Below are 18,330 nucleotides of genomic sequence, written 5' to 3'. Positions count from 1 at the left end.
GAGCGGGCGGATCACGCGAACGTCACCGTCACCGTGTTCCCCGCTGTCTCCGTGCCGGTCCAGTCGGTGCCGGCACGCGTCCAGGTCATGCCGTTCGCGGCGATCGATACGGCACCATAGTGGTGTGCGTTGGTGACGGCCCATGTCGCCGTCTGCCAGACCGTGCGCCGCAGATCGTCGCCGGACAGCCCGTCGGGCATGGTGAGGGTGACGCTCACGGCGTCCGCGTCGCCGCCCGTCGTATTCCCGTCCGTGGTTCCACCGTCGTCTGTGCCGGACTGTGCGCCGGCGACGGACGGGTATGCGTTGCGCAGCCCGGTGATGAATCCTTTCGGATCGGATGTTTCGGCGTCGGGCAGTCTGCACCCCACGCCGGCGGCCACTTCGCCGGTCAGCGACTGCGCCCATGCGCGGGCGAGGCCGTCCCATTGCGCGTAGGCGTCCGGATAGCCGGAACGCTGCACCGCCTGCGCCGCCTGTTCCACCGGAATCGTCTCCCAATCGGCGACTTTCACCAGCCCGTCGTAGAACGCGTTCGTCGCGTAGGTCTCATCCATGATCTGTTCGACCGTGCCCCAGCCTTGGCTGGGCCGCTGCTGAAACAATCCGAGCGAATCCCGGTCGCCGTATTCCAGATTCGTGAGCTTCGACTCCTGCATCGCCGTGGCCAGGGCCACCGTCGCCGCATGATCGGGCAGTCCTCGCGTCACGCCGATCGCGGTGATGAGCGCGGCGTTGCGTGACTGCTCCGTGGTCAGCGCATAGCTCATCACGCCGTCCGTCTGCTTCGCCATGCAGTATGCGCCCGTATCGTCCTTCGTGGTGGGGGAGGACAATCCGGCGAGCCATTGCGCCGAGAGTTTGGCGACGCCGACGATCACGGCGATGACGATGCAGATGGTGGCGACGACGATTGTCATCGCATGACGGAGGGTTCCATCGCCGTGCGTCGTGTTCCGGGGCGTCCGTCGTGCCATGCCGCGGCTCCTTCCTGTGTCGATCGGGCGCGGGCCCGATGCGTTCGTGATGCATGTCGTCCGTCGCGTCTCACGTTACCAGCGGCGTCGTGCCGATGCGGCAGGAGGCTCCCGGAGAAAACCCTGATTCGCGACCCTGACATCGCTCGTGCGGGGATGACGGTCGGGGTCGGTGGGCGTGGCGCGGACCCGTTCGCCGTGTGCGGGTGGACAGGCGCCCGGCTCGGGGGAGTTCCTAACGGTTTGCTTACGGAAAACGGGGCGTTCGCCGCAAACCCCCTACAATGAGGCCGCAGGAGGTCCGGGGCGCAATCCGCCGCGGCGCTTCCGTCACGGCCATCACGCATGGCGCGCACTGTCGGCAAGGCACGGGGAGTAAGGCATATGCCACTGTGGGGACGTAGGCGCCCGAAGGGCGCCGCGACGGAGAAACGCAGCATCGACAAGGTCTCGCCGGGCGGCATGCTCATCGCGGTGGGCATCGTATACGGCGATCTGGGTACGAGCCCCATCTACGCGCCCAAGGCGTTGATGCTCGCGCAGGGCGGCACGTTGGACCGGTTCCAGATTCTGGGGTCGCTGTCTTTGGTGTTCTGGTTCATGCTGGTCGTGGTCACCATCAAATACGTGTGGACCGCCATGCAGGCGGACAACGACGGCGAAGGCGGCGTGTTCGCCCTGTTCGCCGCAGTCCGCCGGTATTGGAAACCCGCCGGCGTGTTCGCGATGGTCGGCGCGGCCGCGTTTCTCGCGGACAGCGTGTTCACGCCGGCGGTGAGCATCACTTCCGCAGTGGAGGGTCTCGCGTCGATTCCGGTGATCGGCGGCAGCGTCTACTGGTCGCAGGAACTGTCGATCATGATCGCCATCGCCATCATCGCGGTGCTGTTCCTCATCCAGCATGCCGGCACGAATCGTCTGGGCTCCCTGTTCGGGCCGGTCATGACCATCTGGTTCGTGTTCATGGGCGTGATCGGCGTGATGAACCTGAGCCATGACTGGAGCGTCCTGCGGGCGCTCGACCCGACCCTCGGCATACGGTTCCTGTTCTCCGACGAGAACAAGGCGGGCGTGGCGCTCATGGGCAGCGTGTTCCTCGCGCTGACCGGCGCCGAGGCGCTGTATTCGGACATGGGACACGTGGGACGCGGCAACATTCGCGCGAGCTGGCCGCTGGTCAACGTCATGCTCATCTGCTCGTACTTCGGTCAGGGTGCGTGGATGCTTGAGGGGCATCATATCGGGGTGGCGGATTCCGCGCCGTTCTTCTACATCATCCCCGAGACGATTCGCCCGGTGGGGGTGGTGCTCGCCCTGCTCGCGGGCGTGATCGCGTCGCAGGCGCTCATCGCGGGCGCGTTCACCCTGACCGCCGCGGCCGATGGTCTGAGCTGGCTGCCGCGTCTCAACATGCGCTACCCGGGCGTGAGCAAAGGGCAGATCTACATTCCTTCCGCGTGCGGTCTGCTGGCCGTGCTCACCGTGATGGTCGTGCTGTACTTCGGATCGTCGTCCGCGATGGAGGCCGCCTACGGTCTGGCGTTGACCATCGCCATGCTCATGGACACCGTGTTGTTGTTCGAATTCCTGTGGCGCGTGCGCGGACGGAGGTTCGGCGCCGTGCTGCCGTGCCTCGTCTATCTGCTGGTGGAGCTGTTGTTCCTGTCCGCCGCGGCGGCCAAGCTCATGGACGGCGGCTACATCACCGTCGCCATCTGGGGCGTGCTGTTCGGCATGTTCCACATCTGCTCGCGCGGCAGCCAATTGGAAGTCTCCGACCGCGGACATGTGCACGCGGAGGATTTGTCGCACATCCTCACCGCCTCCATGGCGGAGAAGCGCCGCGACCTGGTGGCCGACAATCTCGTGTATCTGACGGCGGATCCGAGCATGAAGGAGGTGGAGAAGGACGTGGCCGTCAGTATGATCCACCATCGCGGGCACGCGTACTGGCTCGTCACCATCATCCAATCCGAACGTCCGTTCGAACGCCGCTGGAAGGTCGTCTCCTATGGGCGCAACCTCCATCGTGTGGTCATCTGTCTCGGGTACAAGGAGCCGCAGTTCTATCTGCGCCAGTACATGAACGTCATCATGGCTGACATGCTCTCCAAGGGGGAGATCGCCCGCATCGAACCGCAGTGGCCGAAGCTGGCGAACAGGAACGAGCGTCTCGGCATCGGCAGCGTGCGCTATGTGCTCATGCACCGTGTGGTCAGCCCGGAATCGTCCGTGCCCGACGCGGACCGCACGTTGCTGCGCAGCTACCAGTGGCTCAAACGCGCCATCAGCCGTCCGGTCGAATGGTTCGGATTGGAGACCAACGATCCGCTCATCGACACGGTGCCCATCTGGAGCGGCGTCGACAGGCCGATGGACATGGAGCGTGTGGAAGTCAAGACCGTCAAGACCAAGGACGGCAGGGAACCGGTGAAGACGGTTCATGCGGATGCCGGTACGGCGAAGTCCACGAAGTGATCGGATGGGTCGTGCCCGTCTCCCGCAGGAGCGCGCATAGAATGGTGAACGGGCACGTTCCGTACGATGGTGATGGAAGGGGACGCGATGACGACCGATGGTGGGGGAGTGGTGCAGGCGGTCGATACGGTGGCTGGTGCGGCCGATCGCTCGCCGTCAAGACGTGGCGTATCGGTCAAGGCCACGGTGGCGCGCACCCGATGGCAACGACGCAAGCGGGCGGCCACCCGGCGGACGATTCTGGACACGGCCTTGCGGCTGTTCGAGCAGGAGGGATATGCATCCGTCACCACGAAGCGCATCGCCGAGGAGTCGGGCACGTCCGCCATCACCTTGTTCCGGTATTTTCCCTCCAAGGAGGATCTCGTCCTCGGGCTCTCGACGGACGGCGAACCGTTCGTGTCCGTGAGACGCGCCGTCGCCGAGCGGATGCCGGGCGAGAGTCCGACGGCGTTCGCCCGGCATGTGATTCCCGATCTGCTCGCCTCGGTCGAGTCTTCGGAGCAGTTGGATGGATTGCGTGTGCGGCTTCGCGTCGTACGGTCCGATGCCGCGTTGCTTGCTGCGTTGTATGCGCGCATGCCCCGGTGGTCGGACATGTGCGTGGAGCTATGGTTGGGCGAGTCGTCCGGGCGCACGTCGAATACGGGCGCGGATGCCGTGTTCGCCGTACGGTTGGAGATGACCATGGTGATCGGAGTCGTGGTCGAGACGCTGCTGGAATGGTCGCGGCGTTGTGATGGCGATGATGGTTCGGCATCGTCGGACGGGGCGGTGGTCACCGGCATCGACGCTCTTGACTCGTTGGCCGATCTGGCCGATGAGGCGATGCGCACGGTGCGGTGACGTTGGTTCTCGCCCATCTGTCCACGCGGGGAAGCGTTCGGACTTTCCTTGGTATGCGGTGGTAAGAATGGTGCCAACGTAGGCGTCAGATGGCCGTTTATTTCATATGATAGACGATTACATATGAAATAAAAACGCAGATACGTGCCAAGAAGTTACGGCGTTGAGTCGGGTTGTTTTCTTTCATATGTAAGTAGCTATCATATGAGAGTGCGGCGATGCGTGTTGCAGGCATCCAACGTTCCATGCTTGCATCGGCAGGCGACGCCGTCGGTAATCGCGGCGCCGCAAGCGCGTGTGTTCCCTCGGTTCATCACGTAATACCAATAGAGATATCCCATGTTGTCGATAGTGATATCGGAAGTGGGCACATGGCCCATTCCTGCATGCGTCTTAGAACAAACGTATGGGTTCGGTGCGGTCGAGCGGGGCGACGAGCCTGCGGCCATCGCCGTCGCGTGGCAGTGGCGCCACCTCGTGGAAGCGCAACGCCGACGAAATCAAGGTTCCCGCTTCGCGTAACGGTTCGATCAGCGTGCCGCCGTCCGTCGTCCGGTCCAGCCATGCGGATCTCATGTCTGACGGTACGAGCAACGGCATGCGGTCGTGCACGTTCGCCGGCCCGTCCACGGCCGCGCAGGTGAGGACCGTCGCAGTCAGGCGCCATGGCGATGCGTCGGAGGCGCGCCACCATGAGTACAGGCCCGCCATCGCGAGAGGAGCACCGTCCGGAGCATGGAAGTAGAACGGGCGCTTGCCTTGCCGTTCGTAATAGCCTGACGCCGGGATGATGCAGCGCATCGACGCCGTGGATTCGGCGAACGTCGGCTTGTGTGCGGCGGATTCGCATCGCGCGTTGTACGTCGGGTAGGGGAGCGTCATGCTTCGGCTCCACCGTGGTATGAGTGACCAATGCGCGCCGGTCAGATACCTGTGCCCGTCACGGCCCTGCGCGACGACGCCGATCGTGCTCGACGGCGCGATATTGTACGACGGCGTGGGCAGCCGGTCGCGACGCACGTTTCCCGCATCCACGTCGAGCCAAGCGGCGACCGTATCCCAATCCAGATCAAGCGCGAACCTTCGGCACATGGCATCCCAGTCTATGCCGCGCCACGGTCCGCGAGCAGCTCGTGTGCGCCACGGAGGCGGGCCGTGCCGCATCCGGATGACGACGGAGGAAAGGGGATGGGACGGTCGGCCGGATATCGGGGGAAGCCCGGGGTGGGTTCAGGGAATCCCCCGATGGCGGGCCGGATGAGGCATGCGATAATGGAAGACCGGGCCCCATCCTCGCGTCATACGGGAAGCGGGATGTGCGGTACGGGCGAACGGGTCTTGAAGGGCATCGGAAGGAGATGGCATGAGACTGATCGGCAATATCCTATGGCTTGTTCTCGGCGGATTGGAGCTCGCCTTCGGGTGGGCCGTCGTCGGATGCGTGCTGTGCGTGTCCATCATCGGCATCCCGTTGGGATTGCAGGCGTTCAAAATGGCCGGTCTCACGCTCACCCCATTCGGCAGGACCGTGGTCTACGGCGGCGGCGTAGGCTCCCTGCTCGCCAACATCGTGTGGGTGGTGCTCGTGGGAGTATGGATGGCACTCGGCTACCTCGCCGCCGGCGTGGTCAACTGCATCACCATCATCGGCATCCCGTTCGGGATCCAATCGTTCAAGATGGCCAAACTCGCGCTTTGGCCGTTCGGCGCGCGAATCGAAGCCGTGTGAACATTCAGGATCGTCAATGCGGCAGCAGATGTCTCTTCTGTGGTGTTGACGACCGGCAGTTCAGTCCTCTCGCAACCCTCGCAACAGCGCGATCTCCTCACGATGCGTGTCCGGCGTGAGCTCCTTGGTCTCGAGGATCATCGGCAGCGACGACAGACGAACATCGTTGACGAGACGGGTGAAGAATCGGATGCCGAGCAGCCCTTTGCCGATGTTCGCATGACGGTCCTTATGCGACCCCAATCCGAACATCGAATCGTTCGCGTGGATGGCCTTGACCATGTCCAATCCGAGCGTATCGTTCAGCTCGCGCATCACGCCGTCGAAATCGTCGAGCAGGTCATAACCGGCGTCGAACACGTGACAGGTGTCGAACGTGACGCCGATGGCGTCGTCGTTCCCGTGGAACCGGTCGATGATCTCGCGCAGCTCCTCGAAGGACCGCCCGCATTCGGTGCCCTTGCCCGCCATCGTCTCCAACAGCACCGGCACGGTCCCGTCCACGCCTCCATCGGCGGCGAGCATGTCGAACACCTGGTTCAATCCGTCCGCGATGAGATGACATCCCTTTTCGGAGCCCTGGCCCACATGCGATCCCGGGTGGATGTTGAGACAAATCGGCTGCCCGGCCGCGCGGATCGGCGCAAGAAGACGAAGATCATCGGCGAGCGCCTCGATGGCGAACCCGCGTTTGGCCGCGTCCTTGCCGGCGAGATTGTACACATACGGGGCGTGGACGACGATCGGCCCGTACCGCTCCGCCAGCAGGCGCTCGCCGAACGCGAACGCGCCGGCGGGGTCGAGTGACTTCGACCGTTTGCCGTACGGCGAACGCGGGAAGAACGCGAACGTGGAGCCTTCCTCCGCATGCGAGCGTTCGATGAGCGCGTCCCAACCTCCGCTGGTGGAAAGATGCGATCCGATGAACGGCGAGGCCGTACGCCCCGCCTCATGCCCTGAATTCACGTGCTCTCCCCGTCTATCCGTTCCTCCGGTCATTCTTCGCCCGCATGCTCACCGGGGCGAATCGGCGAGCGTGACGCCCGCGTCGGCCATTTCGTGGCGTGCCGTGCGGCCGAGTTCCTCGCTGACCGGCACGGTGAGGTCCTCGTACACGGTGACCGGGTAGCCGAGCCGGACCGCGTCGAGCGCGGTCTCCTTGACGCAATGCGATTCGGCGATGCCGATCACGTCCACATGCGTGACGCCGGCGGCTTCCAGCAGGTTGGCGAGCGTACGACCCGCCTCCAGTGCGGCGGTGACCTCTTCGCGCGTGGGGATGCGGTCCGTGTTGTCCTCGACGCCTTCGAAACCGGAGTAGGCGGCCGAATACTGGCCTTTCTTGAAATGGTGCTCGATGCCGAGCGCGGCGATGGCCGGGTGCAGCAGCGCGTTCGGGGTGCCCGCCTTGCCGTGCACGGGCCACGTGTCCACGAAGTCGGGGTGTTCGGACCAGTGCGCGCCCGGTTCGATATGCCAGTCCTGCGTGGTGGCGATCGCCGCATAGTCGTCGCGATGCGCCGTGACGTACGCGGCGATCCGTTCGGCTACCGCGTTGCCTCCCTCGACGCCGAGTTCGCCTCCTTCGCAGAACGTCGGCTGCACGTCGACCACGATCAACGCCTTCTTCGTCATGTCGTCTCCTTTCGAATGGTGCGGCGGGACGTTCGTGCGGGAGTCCCTTATGAGGCCTATGATAGGCGACGGCGGAACGTATGGAGTTGGGGTGACCGCCGTCGGCCGTCTCCCGTGTGAAGGGCGTATGCCTTGCGGGCGGAAGGCTCGGAGCAAAGGAGGCAGGCGTATGTCATTGACCAGTCAGCAGCGGGAGAACACCATCCGGGAGTTCCGGGAGAACATGCGTCTGCTCGGCCTGACCGCCGACGACATCGGTGCGGATTTCGGTGTCGACGGCAAGACCGTCGAACGCATCATCGGGCTCAGATCCGGAGTGCTCGAATACCCGTGGATCGTACGCGGCTATCTGCTGGACAAGGCCGCGGCTGCGGGGGTGACGCCGGTGCCGTTCAGCGCCCTGCGCGGAGACCCCCACGACTACTGGTTCCTCGACGGCCGCGTCATCGACGCGAACAGGCTGGACTGAGTGACGCATGTTCGACGCCGTACGCGTCAGGCGGCGGAGACGGACTGACGCGCTTTGCCGTCGCCTGAGCCTGAACGCAGCTCCGGAAGCATCACCACGAACAGGACGACCGCCATCAACGCGGTGACCAGATCGGCCACGGCCTGCGCGGCGATGACTCCGTCGTAGCCGAACAGGCGGGAGCCCACGGCGAGCGTGACGGCGAGGATCACGCCCTGCCTGCTGATCGACAGGACGAACGCGCCCAGCGCCTTGCCGGTCGACTGGAACGTGCACGTCGTCACCATCACGATCGCCACGCACACGAGGCTGAGCAGCTGCACGCGCAGCATGCCGGCGCCGAGCGCGACGACCTTCTCGTCCTGGATGAAGAACCGCATGAGCTGACGGTCGAACACGCTCAACACCACCGTCATGACGAGCGCGAACGAGCATAGGAACGCGTAGGCGAACCGCATGATGCCGTGCAGGCGGGCCATCGCCCGCGCGCCGTAGTTGTATCCGATGAGCGGCTGCGCGCCGAACGCGAACCCAACGAACACGAGCACGGCGATCATGACGACCTTCAGCGCGATGCCCATCGCCGCGACCGCATCCGTGCCGTAAGGCAGCAGGAACAGGTTCACCATCACGATGCCCACGCTCTGCGTGAGGTTCGTGACGGCCGACGGGATGCCGATGGCGAGGATGTTGCGCACCTCGAGCGCCGTGATGTCGGGACGGCGGAGGAATCCCGTCGTGGATGTCGCTCCGGGCGCGGGCGCGGTCGCGTCGCCGAACATGAGCCGCGGGTCGATGGACAGGTTGCGGCTGTGCTTGAGCAGGAACCAGACGAAATACGCGTCGGTGCAGATGTTCGCGATCACCGTCGCGCCGGCGCTGCCCGCGGCACCCCAGCCGAGCCCCTGGATGAACAGGGGGTTGAGCACCATGTTGACGCCGGTGCCGATGACCGATCCGATCATCGAGGGCACGGCATGGCCTTCGGTGCGCAGCAGGTTCGTCGGCGTCATCGAGACGATGATGAACGGGGAGCCGATGATGATGAGCGTGTAGAACGCGCTGGCATGCGTCCACGTGTCGGCCGTGGCGCCGAGCAGGGTGAGCATCTGGTCGCGGAACACGAGTCCGAGCGCGACGATGACGAGACCGGTCGCGATGGCGCCCCAGAAGCAGAACACGCTCAGACGTCGGCCGTCGTCGTACCGTTTGCGACCGAACAGGCGGGAGACGACCGAGGCGCCGCCGAGCCCGAAGATGTCGCCGAGCGCGATCATCACCGTGAACATGGGAGCCGTCAGGGATACGCCCGCGACCATGTTCGTGTCGCCGGTGTGCGCCACGAAGTACGTGTCCATCATGTTGTACACCAGCGTGACCAGCATGCTGAGCACCACCGGCATCGTCAGCGCGAAATACGCCTTCGGAATCGGCGCCTTCTCGAACAGTTCGCTGTCCACTTCCTTCTCCTCCCTGGGTCATGCTTGAGGCCGGCATCCGTTCCAGGACGGATGCCGGCCTCAAGCATTGTATGCGCCGGCGTGCGCTATTCGCCGATGGTCGCGCAGATGGCGCCGGAACCGGCGGTTCCCGGCACCCCGCATCTCACTTCGTGAACGGTTCCGAAGCCTTGTCGAGCGCGGCGACCTCGTCCGCGGCCAGGTCGAGAGCCGCGGAGGCGAGGAGGGCGGGCAGCTGTTCGGGCGTACGTGCCGAGGCGATGGGGCCGGCGACCTGCGGGCGGTGGCGCAGCCACGTGAGCGCGACCGTGGCGATCGCCGCGCCATGCGCCTTGGCGATCTCGTCGAGCGCGTCGACCAGTGCGAAGCCGTCGACGGTGAGATAGTCGGCGACCATGCCCTGACGCGCCTTGCCCTCCGCGTCCGCGGCGGAACGGTACTTGCCGGTCAGGAAGCCCGCGGCCAGTGAGAAGTACGGGAACACGGCGAGATTCTCGCGTGCGGCGACCGGCGCGAGCGTGCGCTCGTAGTTGCCGCGCGTGACGAGGTTGTAGTGCGGCTCCAACGCGACCGGCAGCGCGTAGCCGTGCTCACGGGCGATGCGGAACCATTCCTCGATGCGGTCGGCCGTGTAGTTGGACAGGCCGATCGCGCGGATCTTGCCGGCCTTGACGAGCTCGTCGAACGCGGCGGCCGTCTCCTCGAGCGGGGTCTCCTTGTCGTCGAAGTGCGCGTAGTACAGGTCGATCGCGTCGACGCCGAGGCGCAGCAGGGACTCGTTCGCGGCGGCGATCACATTGTCGTGGGACAGGCCCTTGTACTGCGGGTGCTCGCTGACCTTCGTGGCGACGACGATCTGGTCGCGGTTGTTCCGCACGGCGAGCCAGCGGCCGAGGATGATCTCGGATTCGCCGCCCGCGTTGCCCGGCGCCCACGCCGAATACACGTCGGCCGTGTCGATGAAGTTGCCGCCGGCCTCCACGTACTCGTCCAGCACCTTGCGGCTCGTCGTCTCGTCGCTGGTCCAACCGAACGTGTTGCCGCCCAATACCAGCGGGAACACCTCGAGGTCGCTGTCGCCGACCTTCACACGCGTATCGCTCATGATCGTCCTTTCAGTTCATGCCTTCGTTCGCCCGTCGTCCCCGGCGGGTGCCGGACGGTTCCTTTGCCGCCCTTGCCTTCAACATTATGGCGTTTCGACACATGCGCTATGCCGATGCCGGTATTCATCCTGCTTATGGCGAAATATTCCCGACACCCGTCGTCATGACGCCGTGATTCCCGATTCGGCCGGTGCGATCACATTACGGGGGAAGCGGGGAAGCCACGTGACCAGCAGGCGAACGAAACCGACCTCCCACACCCCTCATCGTCCAGATTGGAGACAAGGATTGAAGCATGAGCAACACCGCACTCGTCATCACCTCCAATCCCGAACACGCCAGCCTCACCAACGCCGTCGGCAAGGCCTTCGCCGAAGGATTCCGCACGCGCGGCGGCACGGCGGACGTCCTCGACCTCTACGACACCGGATTCAGCCCCGTCTACTCGTCCGCCGACCGCGCCCACTACCTCGGCAAGGGGCCCGTCCCCGCCGACGTGGCCGCCATCCAGGACAGGCTCGCCGCAGCCGACGTGATCGTCCTCGCGTTCCCCGTCTACTGGTACACCATGCCCGCCATGGTCAAGGGCCTGTTCGACCGCGTCATCTGCCGCGGCTTCGCCTACCACGCGGACGGCACCCCCGGAGCGCTCGCCGGCAAGACGGTGCGCGTGATCCTCCTGACCGGCGGCACGGAATCCTGGTACGAGTCCGACGGCATCGGCGAGGCGCTGGACAACCAGATCCGCCGCCAGACCCTCATGAAGTACTGCGGCGTGAAGGATGCCGAGCTCGTCTACGTCGACGGCCTGTCGATGGGCGACGACGACCCGGTCAAGCGCGAGGCCGCCGCCCGCCACCTCGACCGCATCAGGCAGCTGGGCGCCTCCCTGGCATGAACGATATGCCGCGAACGATGTGAGTGGATGCGACCCGGTCCGTCAGGACCGGGCCGCATCCACTTTCGCGTTATGGGGGCCCGCCGTCCCGCTACAGTTCGACCTGCTCCCAGCGGTCCGGCTTCGGTATGCGTCTCGTCGGCGTGACACAGGCGAGCAGCAGTCCGAGAGCCGCGCACAGGACGACCATCAGCATGGCCGCATGGAACCCAAATCCCGGTACCTGCAACAGCCATCCGACCAATGCCGGGGTGAGCGCGCCGGGCACGCCGATCGTCGTCTCGAACACCGTGGACACCCGGCCCTGCATGTGCTCCGGCGTACGCCCGTAGATGAAGCCGAGTTCGCCGGCGTTCAATGCGGGGAACAACACGGACGCGACGCTCATGCAGATGACGGCCACCGCATAGGAGTCGGTGAACACGAGCGGGATCATCGCGATGGTGAACACCGTGAACGTGAGGATGATGAGACGGCCGGTGCGCATGTGTTCGACGAGTCTTCCGGCGGCCAGCGAGCCAATCAGCGAGGCGACGCCGGTGGCCGTGCCTACCAGTCCGATGAGCGCCGCATCCGTACCACGGGCGGCGAGCATGATCTGCACGCCGATGATGCTTCCGTAACAGGCGACGTTGATGACGGCGCCCTGGATGATGGCGGCGAGCACGATGCGTCTGGACAACGTCCAACGCCAACCGTCCATGAACTGGCGGAGAAACGACGGGTCGGACGAACCGGAGGAAGGTCTTGTGGATGATTCATCGGACCTGCCCGCCGATTCGATGCCCGCAACGGCGCGAATGCCGCGTTTCGGCAACGTGAGAGCCGTGATCGCCGCGACCAGGTACAGGATGGCGGAGACGAGGAACGGACCCCAGCCGGCGATCCGATACAACAGTCCGCCGAGCGTCCCGCCGGACAGTTCCACACAGGATTCGCGAGCCTCACGGACGGCTTGCGCCTTCGCGAACCGTTCCTGCGGCACGATCGACTTGAGCATCGCGTCATTGGCCGGACCCAGCAGCCCGTTCATCACCGCGAACAAGACCACCAGTATGGAGAACATGGACGTGCCCATCGCGTTTGCCGCGAGCAGGACGGCCGCGATCGAGGACAAGGCGAGTCCTGCCAGGCCCAGCAGGATCATCAGCGTCCGCTTGTCGTGACGGTCGGCGAGCGCTCCACCGATCGTCATCAGGACCAGCCCGATCGTCGACTCGACGGCGACGAGCAGACCGGCGACGAACGGCGAGCCGGACACGGCGAGTCCGATCAGTGGTATGGCGAATGTGCGCAGGCTGACCGCGAACACGTCTGCCGTGTCGGCGGCGAACCAGTTCCGGTAGGTTCGCGAACGCCACAATGATCGCGTTCGGATGTCGGTTTTCGGTGAATCGGTGGTGCCGGCCGCGGCGCCGGCGGGATCGGCAGGGGCAGGTGAGTCGGATTGTTGATTGCGGGCGTGCATGAGGAGCTTCTTTCATGACGTGCCCCGATGAGCCAAGACGGTCGGAAACGGTCGGATAGTACCGGCGGGAATGATGCCGGTGGGCAATCCGCCGATGGCAGCGGATTCGATGGCCTATCGACGGACGACGTTTCTCGATGCGTCTGATTCTCGAGGCGGTGTTCCGGAATGTCGCATGACAAGACGACATGCCCGATCCGATAGCAGGCGGGACGGGCATGATCGGCGGGAAGACGGCGGAAGCGTCCTTCCTGCTAGTCGTATGCGAACGAGACCAGAACGTGGTACATGAAGACCTCTTTGCGGTGAAAGCAGCAGTGCGACGGTTCAATGCGGGTTTACGGGGAACGTCCGTCATTGGCGTTTTCCCATTGGTGAGACGATTATATCCTGACGTACGGCGACGAATCAACTCGCTCGCTCGCTCGCTCGCTCCGATTGTGTTGCGCCGATATGGCACATAAAGCTGGCGGAGAGGAAACGTCGTAGGGGGAGCGTGCCTGGTACGGCATAATCGAATGCCGGCCCGTGCGGTTATTCGCCGATGATGGAGGAGACGATGCCGGAGACGATCGACATGATGATCGAACCGGCCACCGACCACCAGAACCCGTCGATGACGACGCCCACGTCGAACAGGGAGAACGCCAGCCACGAGGAAAGCTCCATGAACAGCCAGTTGATGACCAGCGCGAACACGCCGAGACTCAGGATGGAGATCGGCAGCGCCACCAGATGCACGACAGGTTTGATTGACGCGTTGATGAGCGCCATGAACAGGGAGAACGCGGCGATGCCGAGGATCGGCGGCTCACCGACCGCCCTCATGCCGGGCAAGAGCGCGACCATGACGCCCGCCGCAACGGTCAGTATCAGCCAACGTGTGATGAATTGCCTCATACCACCTGATTGTGCCAGCTGGATTGTCATCGGAATGTGATTGCGGTCGACGGCGAACGGTCCTTGAGCGGCAGGACGCGCCACTCAGGATGCGGACAGTCCGGTTATCCCGGCGTTGAAGACGTCGGTTCCAGGTCGCGGCTCCGACGACGTCTTAGACAGGCGCAGCCGCGCGCCCATCGCGGTGCATGCGGCGTCGGCGATGGACAGGCCGAGTCCCACGCCGGAGACGGCGCTGATGCGCGAGTTCACGCCGCGGTGGAACGGCTGGACGAGGTCGTCGAGATTGTCCGGCAGCCGCTCGTCGGTGGTGTTCGTGACGGTGAGCGTCACCTCGCCGTCGCCGGTCGCGTCGATGGATGCCGTGATCGACCCGCCGTCGGTGTTGTGCACGACGGCGTTGCGGATGAGATTGCCGACCGCGAGACGCATCAGCGCGGAATCGGCCTTCGCCGTGACGTGATCGGCGGCGTCGAACGTCACGTCGATGCGGCGCTCGCGGATGCCGTGATCCATGTCGGCGAGCGCGTCGTCCACGCATGCGGCGAGGTCCGTCGTCCCCGCTGCCGATGCGCCCGTTGCGTCGTGCGTCCCGTTCCCCGTTCCAGTCGCGGCCGGCGCGAGTTTGCCGTATGCGCCGCTTTGGATGCGTGAGAGGGTGAGCAGCGCGTCGACGAGTTCGGCGCCGCGCCGGTTGGCGGCGAGCGCCCGGCGGACGGATGGTGCGACGTCCTCGGGGAACCTCCCCTGTGCCAGGGGCGCGTCGAGGTTCGTCTCGACGGCGGCGATGGGGGTGCGCAGTTCGTGCGACGCGTTGGACACGAACCGTCGCTCGGCTTCGGAGGCGGCCTGGATGCGGTCGAGCATGCCGTTGATGGAGTCGCCGAGGCTGGTGATCTCGTCGCCTGGGCGTGAACGTCCCGTCCCGTCCGTGTCGATGCGCGTGCCGAGGTCGTTCGGGTCGAGCGTGGCCGTCTGCTCGCTGATGGATTTGAGCCTGCGGGACATTCGTGAGGTGACGATCCAGATGACGAGGATGCTGGTGGCGCCGAAGAACACGAAGATGACGGCGGCGCTGATGCGCAGTCCGTTGGCTATGGTGTCCTGGTTCCATATGGAGATCCCGTATGGCGTGGTGATGGTGAACGATCCGTCGTCGCCCCATTCGACGCGGTAGGGTTGGCCGTTGGTCCGGCCGGTGGCGGAGCCGGCCCCTTTGCCGTTGCTGGCGCTGCCGAGGAATTGCGGGGCGTCCATGTACGGTTGCTGGTGCGTTTCCTGCCATGTCCGTGGGTCGGGGTCCACGGACCAGCCCTCGACGGACAGGAAGTCGTCGTCCGACGGGGCCTTCCCGGTATTGTCGCCGCCGTTCGGCTGTCCGGTCTGTCCGCCGTCCTGTCCGTTCTCGTAGGAGACGGTCATCGCGTAGGAGAACATGCCGTTGATGATGACGGTCTGCACGATGGCCGCCGATCCGAGGGCGATGAGGAACACGACGCTGATCGCGATGGTGAGCTTGGCGCGGAACGTGCGCGGGGTGAGCCGGTCGGCGACCCGGCGCAGGCGGCGGGCGACACGGCCTCGGATCCGTGTCTGTGCCTTGGCCGGCGGCCGGTTATGTTCCTGGTCTCGGTTGCGGGTCATGCGAGCCGGTATCCTTCCCCGCGTGTGGAGACGATCAGGTCGCGGTCCTCCAGTTTGCGTCGCAGCGAGTACATGGTGGTCTTGACCACGTCGGCGGCCTCGACGTCCGGGTCGGCGTCCCACACGCTCCGGTGGAGTTCGTCCACGCTCACGTAGCCGCCGTCGGCGCGCATGAGCTCCAGGAGCACGCCGTACTCCTTGGGGGTGAGTTTGACGAGCGTGCGTCCGTGGTCGCGGAACACGAGCCGGCGCGTGGTGTCGAGCGTCAGGTCGCCGCGGGTGAGCACGGCGGCCGTGGCGGCGCCCTTGCCGGCGCGGCGCTGCAGGGCGCGGATGCGCGCGAGGAGCTCCGGGTAGGCGAACGGTTTGGTCAGGTAGTCGTCCGCGCCCAAGTCGAGCCCGCTGACCCTGTCGCTGACGTCGGCCGCGGCGGTGAGCATGATCACGGCGACGGGGATGCGGTTCGCGGCGATCGTCGCCATCACGGCGTCTCCGGACAGGACGGGCAGGTCGCGGTCGAGCAGGACGATGTCGACGTCCGTGTCGGCCAGTGCCTTGAGCGCCTCGACTCCCGTCATGGCCACGTCGGTCGCGTACCCTTCGTAGCGCAGCGCGTCATCCAATGCGGCCGCCAGATCGCGGTCGTCCTCGACGATCAGTATTCGCATGCGTCCCCACGCTCCTCGTCCCCGTGCTTCCGACGGCACTTTGCGATCCGTCCTTCCGTATCGTCATTATCCTCCCGCGGCGACGGTAAGGCGAGGGTAAGGAGGGTTCACACCGATACGGCACCGTCAGCGGAGTGCAATGGGAAGTGAAGGAGGGCATTATCATGAAGAGCCATTCCATCATCATCCGGCTGCTTGCCGCGGCCATGGCGTCGGCGATGCTGCTGGCGCTCGCCGCATGCGCGGGCTACGGCGGCGACGCCGATTCGACCGGCACGGCATCATCGCATTCGCATGCCGTCGGCGGAGACGCCATGGCGTCGGACGGCTCCGACGATTGCGGGGCCGCCCCGGCCGGCGCAGACTGTACCGCAGAGACCGGCTATCCGGCGAGTACGATCGTGCGCAGGTTCGCCGCCTGCCTCGTGTCCAAAGGGTTCGACGCGCGCATCGTGGGCGAACGCAACGATCAGGTCGCACTGCTCGAAATCGACGCCGCCGGCAATCCCAAACAGCCCAGGCTCATCCCCGGCGACGACGGCGTCACCACCCAGGACTGGACCACGGACCCGGCACTGTACCCGAACATCATGTCGACGGGCATCCTCAGCAACGGCCTTACCGGCGACGACTTCCCGTACATCATCGCACGCGACTCCGCCGATCTGGCCGGATCCCCGTACGCGGCGAAGCAGCAGGACTATGCGGCCTGCGAACGGGCCGACCCCGATTTCACGCAAGGCGTGCAACGCCTCACCGCCGACGAGAACGCCTCCCAGACGGACCGGAACGCGGTATTGGCCTTCGCACGCGCCGCACGGGCCAAGGGATTCGACTGGGTGGCGGATCCGAGCGGAGAGCACCCCTTACGCATCGTGATCCCCGCCTACGTGCCGGAGAACGACGTGCGCCGGTTCCTGAGGGAATGCGACCCCGGAGACGCGCCGGTCACCTACTCGTGGCACGGCGACTACCCATACGACATCCACTCGGTGCAGCAGGAGCTGTCCCGGATCGGCTGAGCCCGATCGGCCATCCGACGCAGGTAAGCCGAAGGTAAACCCGACCCACACCGACACGCGACGAAGCACCCGGTTGAATGGGACGCGACAACCCGACCACCCGTCCCAACGGACACTGGACACCACCCAAGGAGACTCGTGATGACCCGCAACCGACTCCTCACCGCAAGCACGGCGGCCATCATATCCGCCACCCTCCTCCTCACGCTCGCCGCCTGCGCCGGCCCGGCATCCGACACCACGACCACCGGCGACGGCACCGACACCAACGCCACCGACACCACCAGCAACCTCCCCGTCGACGAAACCGCACGCAAATTCGTCGCCTGCCTCACATCCAAAGGCCTCGACGCGAGAACCGCTGTCGGCCCCGGCGCACCCGACGCATCCGGCAAAGCCAAAGCCCCCACCGTCAGGAACATGGCCGAACTGCGCATGATCGACCGCACCGGCAACCCCGTCACCACCGACGACACCGGCACGAGCATAGGCACCGACAGCGCAACCCAACAGCTCTACGCCAACGCCATGTTCACCGCGCTCGACTACGGCACCGTATGGGTCGCCTTCAAGGACTCCACCGCGCTCGCCGGCACCCCATACGAGTCGAAACAGGCCGACTACGCGGACTGCGAGGCGAAACACCCGAACTTCACCCAACCCGCGCAGGACCTCTCCTCGGGGCAACCCACATACAGCGAGGAGGACAAACGCGCCGCGCTCGACTTCGCGAGGAAGGCGCGCGGCAAAGGCTTCAGCTGGGTCGCGGACCCGAGCGGCGACGAGCCGACCACGATTCTCATCCCACGGACCGTGACGGCCGACGAGCTCAGACGATTCTTCAAGGAATGCCCGGTCGGGGACGCGCGCATCAGCTTCGGATTCGACGGCACACCCGAGGAGTTCGGCTACGACTACATGAAGGTGATGGACGAGGCGGACGGCGCCGCCGATTGGACGACCACGCAATACGGCATCGGCAGCCCGACGGCCGCACGATGACGACCAACGACGGTCGCAGCGGCGGGCC

The 18,330-nt window shown here is 65.4% G+C and carries 17 protein-coding genes; 7 read left to right on the top strand and 10 right to left on the bottom strand.

Features of this window, described 5'->3' with window-relative positions; all coding sequences use genetic code 11:
- Positions 1-11: 11 nt before the first annotated feature.
- Entirely contained in the window at positions 12-977 is a 966-nt protein-coding gene (locus tag BFAL_RS04880) for a cobalt transporter (protein WP_236691672.1), read from the bottom strand.
- A gap of 384 nt (positions 978-1,361) precedes the next feature.
- On the opposite strand from BFAL_RS04880, the gene BFAL_RS04875 reads away from it, so the two are divergent.
- Entirely contained in the window at positions 1,362-3,455 is a 2,094-nt protein-coding gene (locus BFAL_RS04875) for a KUP/HAK/KT family potassium transporter (protein ID WP_055427304.1), read from the top strand.
- 87 nt (positions 3,456-3,542) lie between these two features.
- Positions 3,543-4,301 carry a TetR/AcrR family transcriptional regulator gene (locus tag BFAL_RS04870; RefSeq protein ID WP_055427303.1) on the top strand — a complete coding sequence of 253 codons (759 nt, stop codon included), beginning with the start codon at positions 3,543-3,545 and terminating at the stop codon, positions 4,299-4,301.
- A gap of 393 nt (positions 4,302-4,694) precedes the next feature.
- Here BFAL_RS04870 and BFAL_RS04865 read toward each other — a convergent pair whose 3' ends face one another.
- Positions 4,695-5,393, bottom strand: coding sequence for an SOS response-associated peptidase (locus BFAL_RS04865; protein ID WP_055427302.1), 699 nt, complete (start codon positions 5,391-5,393; stop codon positions 4,695-4,697).
- A gap of 271 nt (positions 5,394-5,664) precedes the next feature.
- On the opposite strand from BFAL_RS04865, the gene BFAL_RS04860 reads away from it, so the two are divergent.
- Complete coding sequence (locus BFAL_RS04860) at positions 5,665-6,030, top strand: YccF domain-containing protein (protein ID WP_055427301.1); 366 nt, start codon at positions 5,665-5,667, stop codon at positions 6,028-6,030.
- 60 nt (positions 6,031-6,090) lie between these two features.
- Here BFAL_RS04860 and BFAL_RS04855 read toward each other — a convergent pair whose 3' ends face one another.
- Together BFAL_RS04855 and BFAL_RS04850 are read right to left on the bottom strand one after the other, a co-directional pair.
- Positions 6,091-6,996 (bottom strand): deoxyribonuclease IV, encoded by a 906-nt coding sequence (locus BFAL_RS04855; protein ID WP_055427300.1) that lies wholly within the window; start codon positions 6,994-6,996, stop codon positions 6,091-6,093.
- A 48-nt stretch (positions 6,997-7,044) separates the two neighbouring features.
- Positions 7,045-7,665: an isochorismatase family protein gene (locus tag BFAL_RS04850; protein ID WP_055427299.1), complete on the bottom strand. Its 621-nt coding sequence runs from the start codon at positions 7,663-7,665 to the stop codon at positions 7,045-7,047.
- 169 nt (positions 7,666-7,834) lie between these two features.
- Between BFAL_RS04850 and BFAL_RS04845 the strand changes: the two genes are divergently transcribed.
- A complete protein-coding gene (locus BFAL_RS04845) occupies positions 7,835-8,134 on the top strand; it encodes a DUF2316 family protein (protein ID WP_082440370.1) in 300 nt (99 codons plus the stop codon).
- Positions 8,135-8,160: 26 nt separating this feature from the next.
- Here BFAL_RS04845 and BFAL_RS04840 read toward each other — a convergent pair whose 3' ends face one another.
- Both BFAL_RS04840 and BFAL_RS04835 read right to left on the bottom strand, forming a co-directional pair.
- The gene (locus BFAL_RS04840) at positions 8,161-9,594 is read right to left on the bottom strand and encodes an MATE family efflux transporter (protein ID WP_055427298.1); all 1,434 of its coding nucleotides are present in this window, start codon (positions 9,592-9,594) and stop codon (positions 8,161-8,163) included.
- 145 nt (positions 9,595-9,739) lie between these two features.
- Complete coding sequence (locus tag BFAL_RS04835; protein WP_055427297.1) at positions 9,740-10,699, bottom strand: aldo/keto reductase; 960 nt, start codon at positions 10,697-10,699, stop codon at positions 9,740-9,742.
- Between the two features lie 296 nt (positions 10,700-10,995).
- Between BFAL_RS04835 and BFAL_RS04830 the strand changes: the two genes are divergently transcribed.
- Entirely contained in the window at positions 10,996-11,598 is a 603-nt protein-coding gene (locus BFAL_RS04830; protein ID WP_055427296.1) for an NAD(P)H-dependent oxidoreductase, read from the top strand.
- A gap of 91 nt (positions 11,599-11,689) precedes the next feature.
- Here BFAL_RS04830 and BFAL_RS10645 read toward each other — a convergent pair whose 3' ends face one another.
- From BFAL_RS10645 to BFAL_RS04810, 4 genes are all read right to left on the bottom strand, one after another.
- Positions 11,690-12,961 carry an MFS transporter gene (locus BFAL_RS10645; RefSeq protein ID WP_160319034.1) on the bottom strand — a complete coding sequence of 424 codons (1,272 nt, stop codon included), beginning with the start codon at positions 12,959-12,961 and terminating at the stop codon, positions 11,690-11,692.
- Positions 12,962-13,600: 639 nt separating this feature from the next.
- Entirely contained in the window at positions 13,601-13,966 is a 366-nt protein-coding gene (locus BFAL_RS04820) for a phage holin family protein (RefSeq protein ID WP_055427295.1), read from the bottom strand.
- 84 nt (positions 13,967-14,050) lie between these two features.
- Positions 14,051-15,610, bottom strand: coding sequence for a sensor histidine kinase (locus tag BFAL_RS04815; RefSeq protein WP_055427294.1), 1,560 nt, complete (start codon positions 15,608-15,610; stop codon positions 14,051-14,053).
- Entirely contained in the window at positions 15,607-16,278 is a 672-nt protein-coding gene (locus tag BFAL_RS04810; protein WP_055427293.1) for a response regulator transcription factor, read from the bottom strand. The genes BFAL_RS04815 and BFAL_RS04810 overlap by 4 nt, the downstream gene beginning before the upstream one ends.
- A gap of 164 nt (positions 16,279-16,442) precedes the next feature.
- Between BFAL_RS04810 and BFAL_RS04805 the strand changes: the two genes are divergently transcribed.
- Together BFAL_RS04805 and BFAL_RS11230 are read left to right on the top strand one after the other, a co-directional pair.
- Positions 16,443-17,300, top strand: a complete 858-nt coding sequence (locus BFAL_RS04805) for a hypothetical protein (RefSeq protein WP_055427292.1) — start codon at positions 16,443-16,445, stop codon at positions 17,298-17,300.
- Between the two features lie 141 nt (positions 17,301-17,441).
- Complete coding sequence (locus BFAL_RS11230) at positions 17,442-18,302, top strand: hypothetical protein (protein ID WP_055427291.1); 861 nt, start codon at positions 17,442-17,444, stop codon at positions 18,300-18,302.
- Positions 18,303-18,330 lie beyond the last annotated feature (28 nt).

The organism is Bifidobacterium aesculapii (assembly GCF_001417815.1).
Classification (GTDB): Bacteria; Actinomycetota; Actinomycetes; order Actinomycetales; family Bifidobacteriaceae; genus Bifidobacterium; species Bifidobacterium aesculapii.
This window is presented reverse-complemented; position numbering and strand designations above follow the sequence as displayed.

Coding starts and splice junctions, on each gene's coding strand:
- BFAL_RS04880 (WP_236691672.1), bottom strand. CDS start 977: ATGGCACGACGGACGCCCCGGAACACGACGCACGGCGATGGAACCCTC.
- BFAL_RS04875 (WP_055427304.1), top strand. CDS start 1,362: ATGCCACTGTGGGGACGTAGGCGCCCGAAGGGCGCCGCGACGGAGAAA.
- BFAL_RS04870 (WP_055427303.1), top strand. CDS start 3,543: ATGACGACCGATGGTGGGGGAGTGGTGCAGGCGGTCGATACGGTGGCT.
- BFAL_RS04865 (WP_055427302.1), bottom strand. CDS start 5,393: ATGTGCCGAAGGTTCGCGCTTGATCTGGATTGGGATACGGTCGCCGCT.
- BFAL_RS04860 (WP_055427301.1), top strand. CDS start 5,665: ATGAGACTGATCGGCAATATCCTATGGCTTGTTCTCGGCGGATTGGAG.
- BFAL_RS04850 (WP_055427299.1), bottom strand. CDS start 7,665: ATGACGAAGAAGGCGTTGATCGTGGTCGACGTGCAGCCGACGTTCTGC.
- BFAL_RS04845 (WP_082440370.1), top strand. CDS start 7,835: ATGTCATTGACCAGTCAGCAGCGGGAGAACACCATCCGGGAGTTCCGG.
- BFAL_RS04835 (WP_055427297.1), bottom strand. CDS start 10,699: ATGAGCGATACGCGTGTGAAGGTCGGCGACAGCGACCTCGAGGTGTTC.
- BFAL_RS04830 (WP_055427296.1), top strand. CDS start 10,996: ATGAGCAACACCGCACTCGTCATCACCTCCAATCCCGAACACGCCAGC.
- BFAL_RS04820 (WP_055427295.1), bottom strand. CDS start 13,966: ATGAGGCAATTCATCACACGTTGGCTGATACTGACCGTTGCGGCGGGC.
- BFAL_RS04815 (WP_055427294.1), bottom strand. CDS start 15,610: ATGACCCGCAACCGAGACCAGGAACATAACCGGCCGCCGGCCAAGGCA.
- BFAL_RS04810 (WP_055427293.1), bottom strand. CDS start 16,278: ATGCGAATACTGATCGTCGAGGACGACCGCGATCTGGCGGCCGCATTG.
- BFAL_RS04805 (WP_055427292.1), top strand. CDS start 16,443: ATGAAGAGCCATTCCATCATCATCCGGCTGCTTGCCGCGGCCATGGCG.
- BFAL_RS11230 (WP_055427291.1), top strand. CDS start 17,442: ATGACCCGCAACCGACTCCTCACCGCAAGCACGGCGGCCATCATATCC.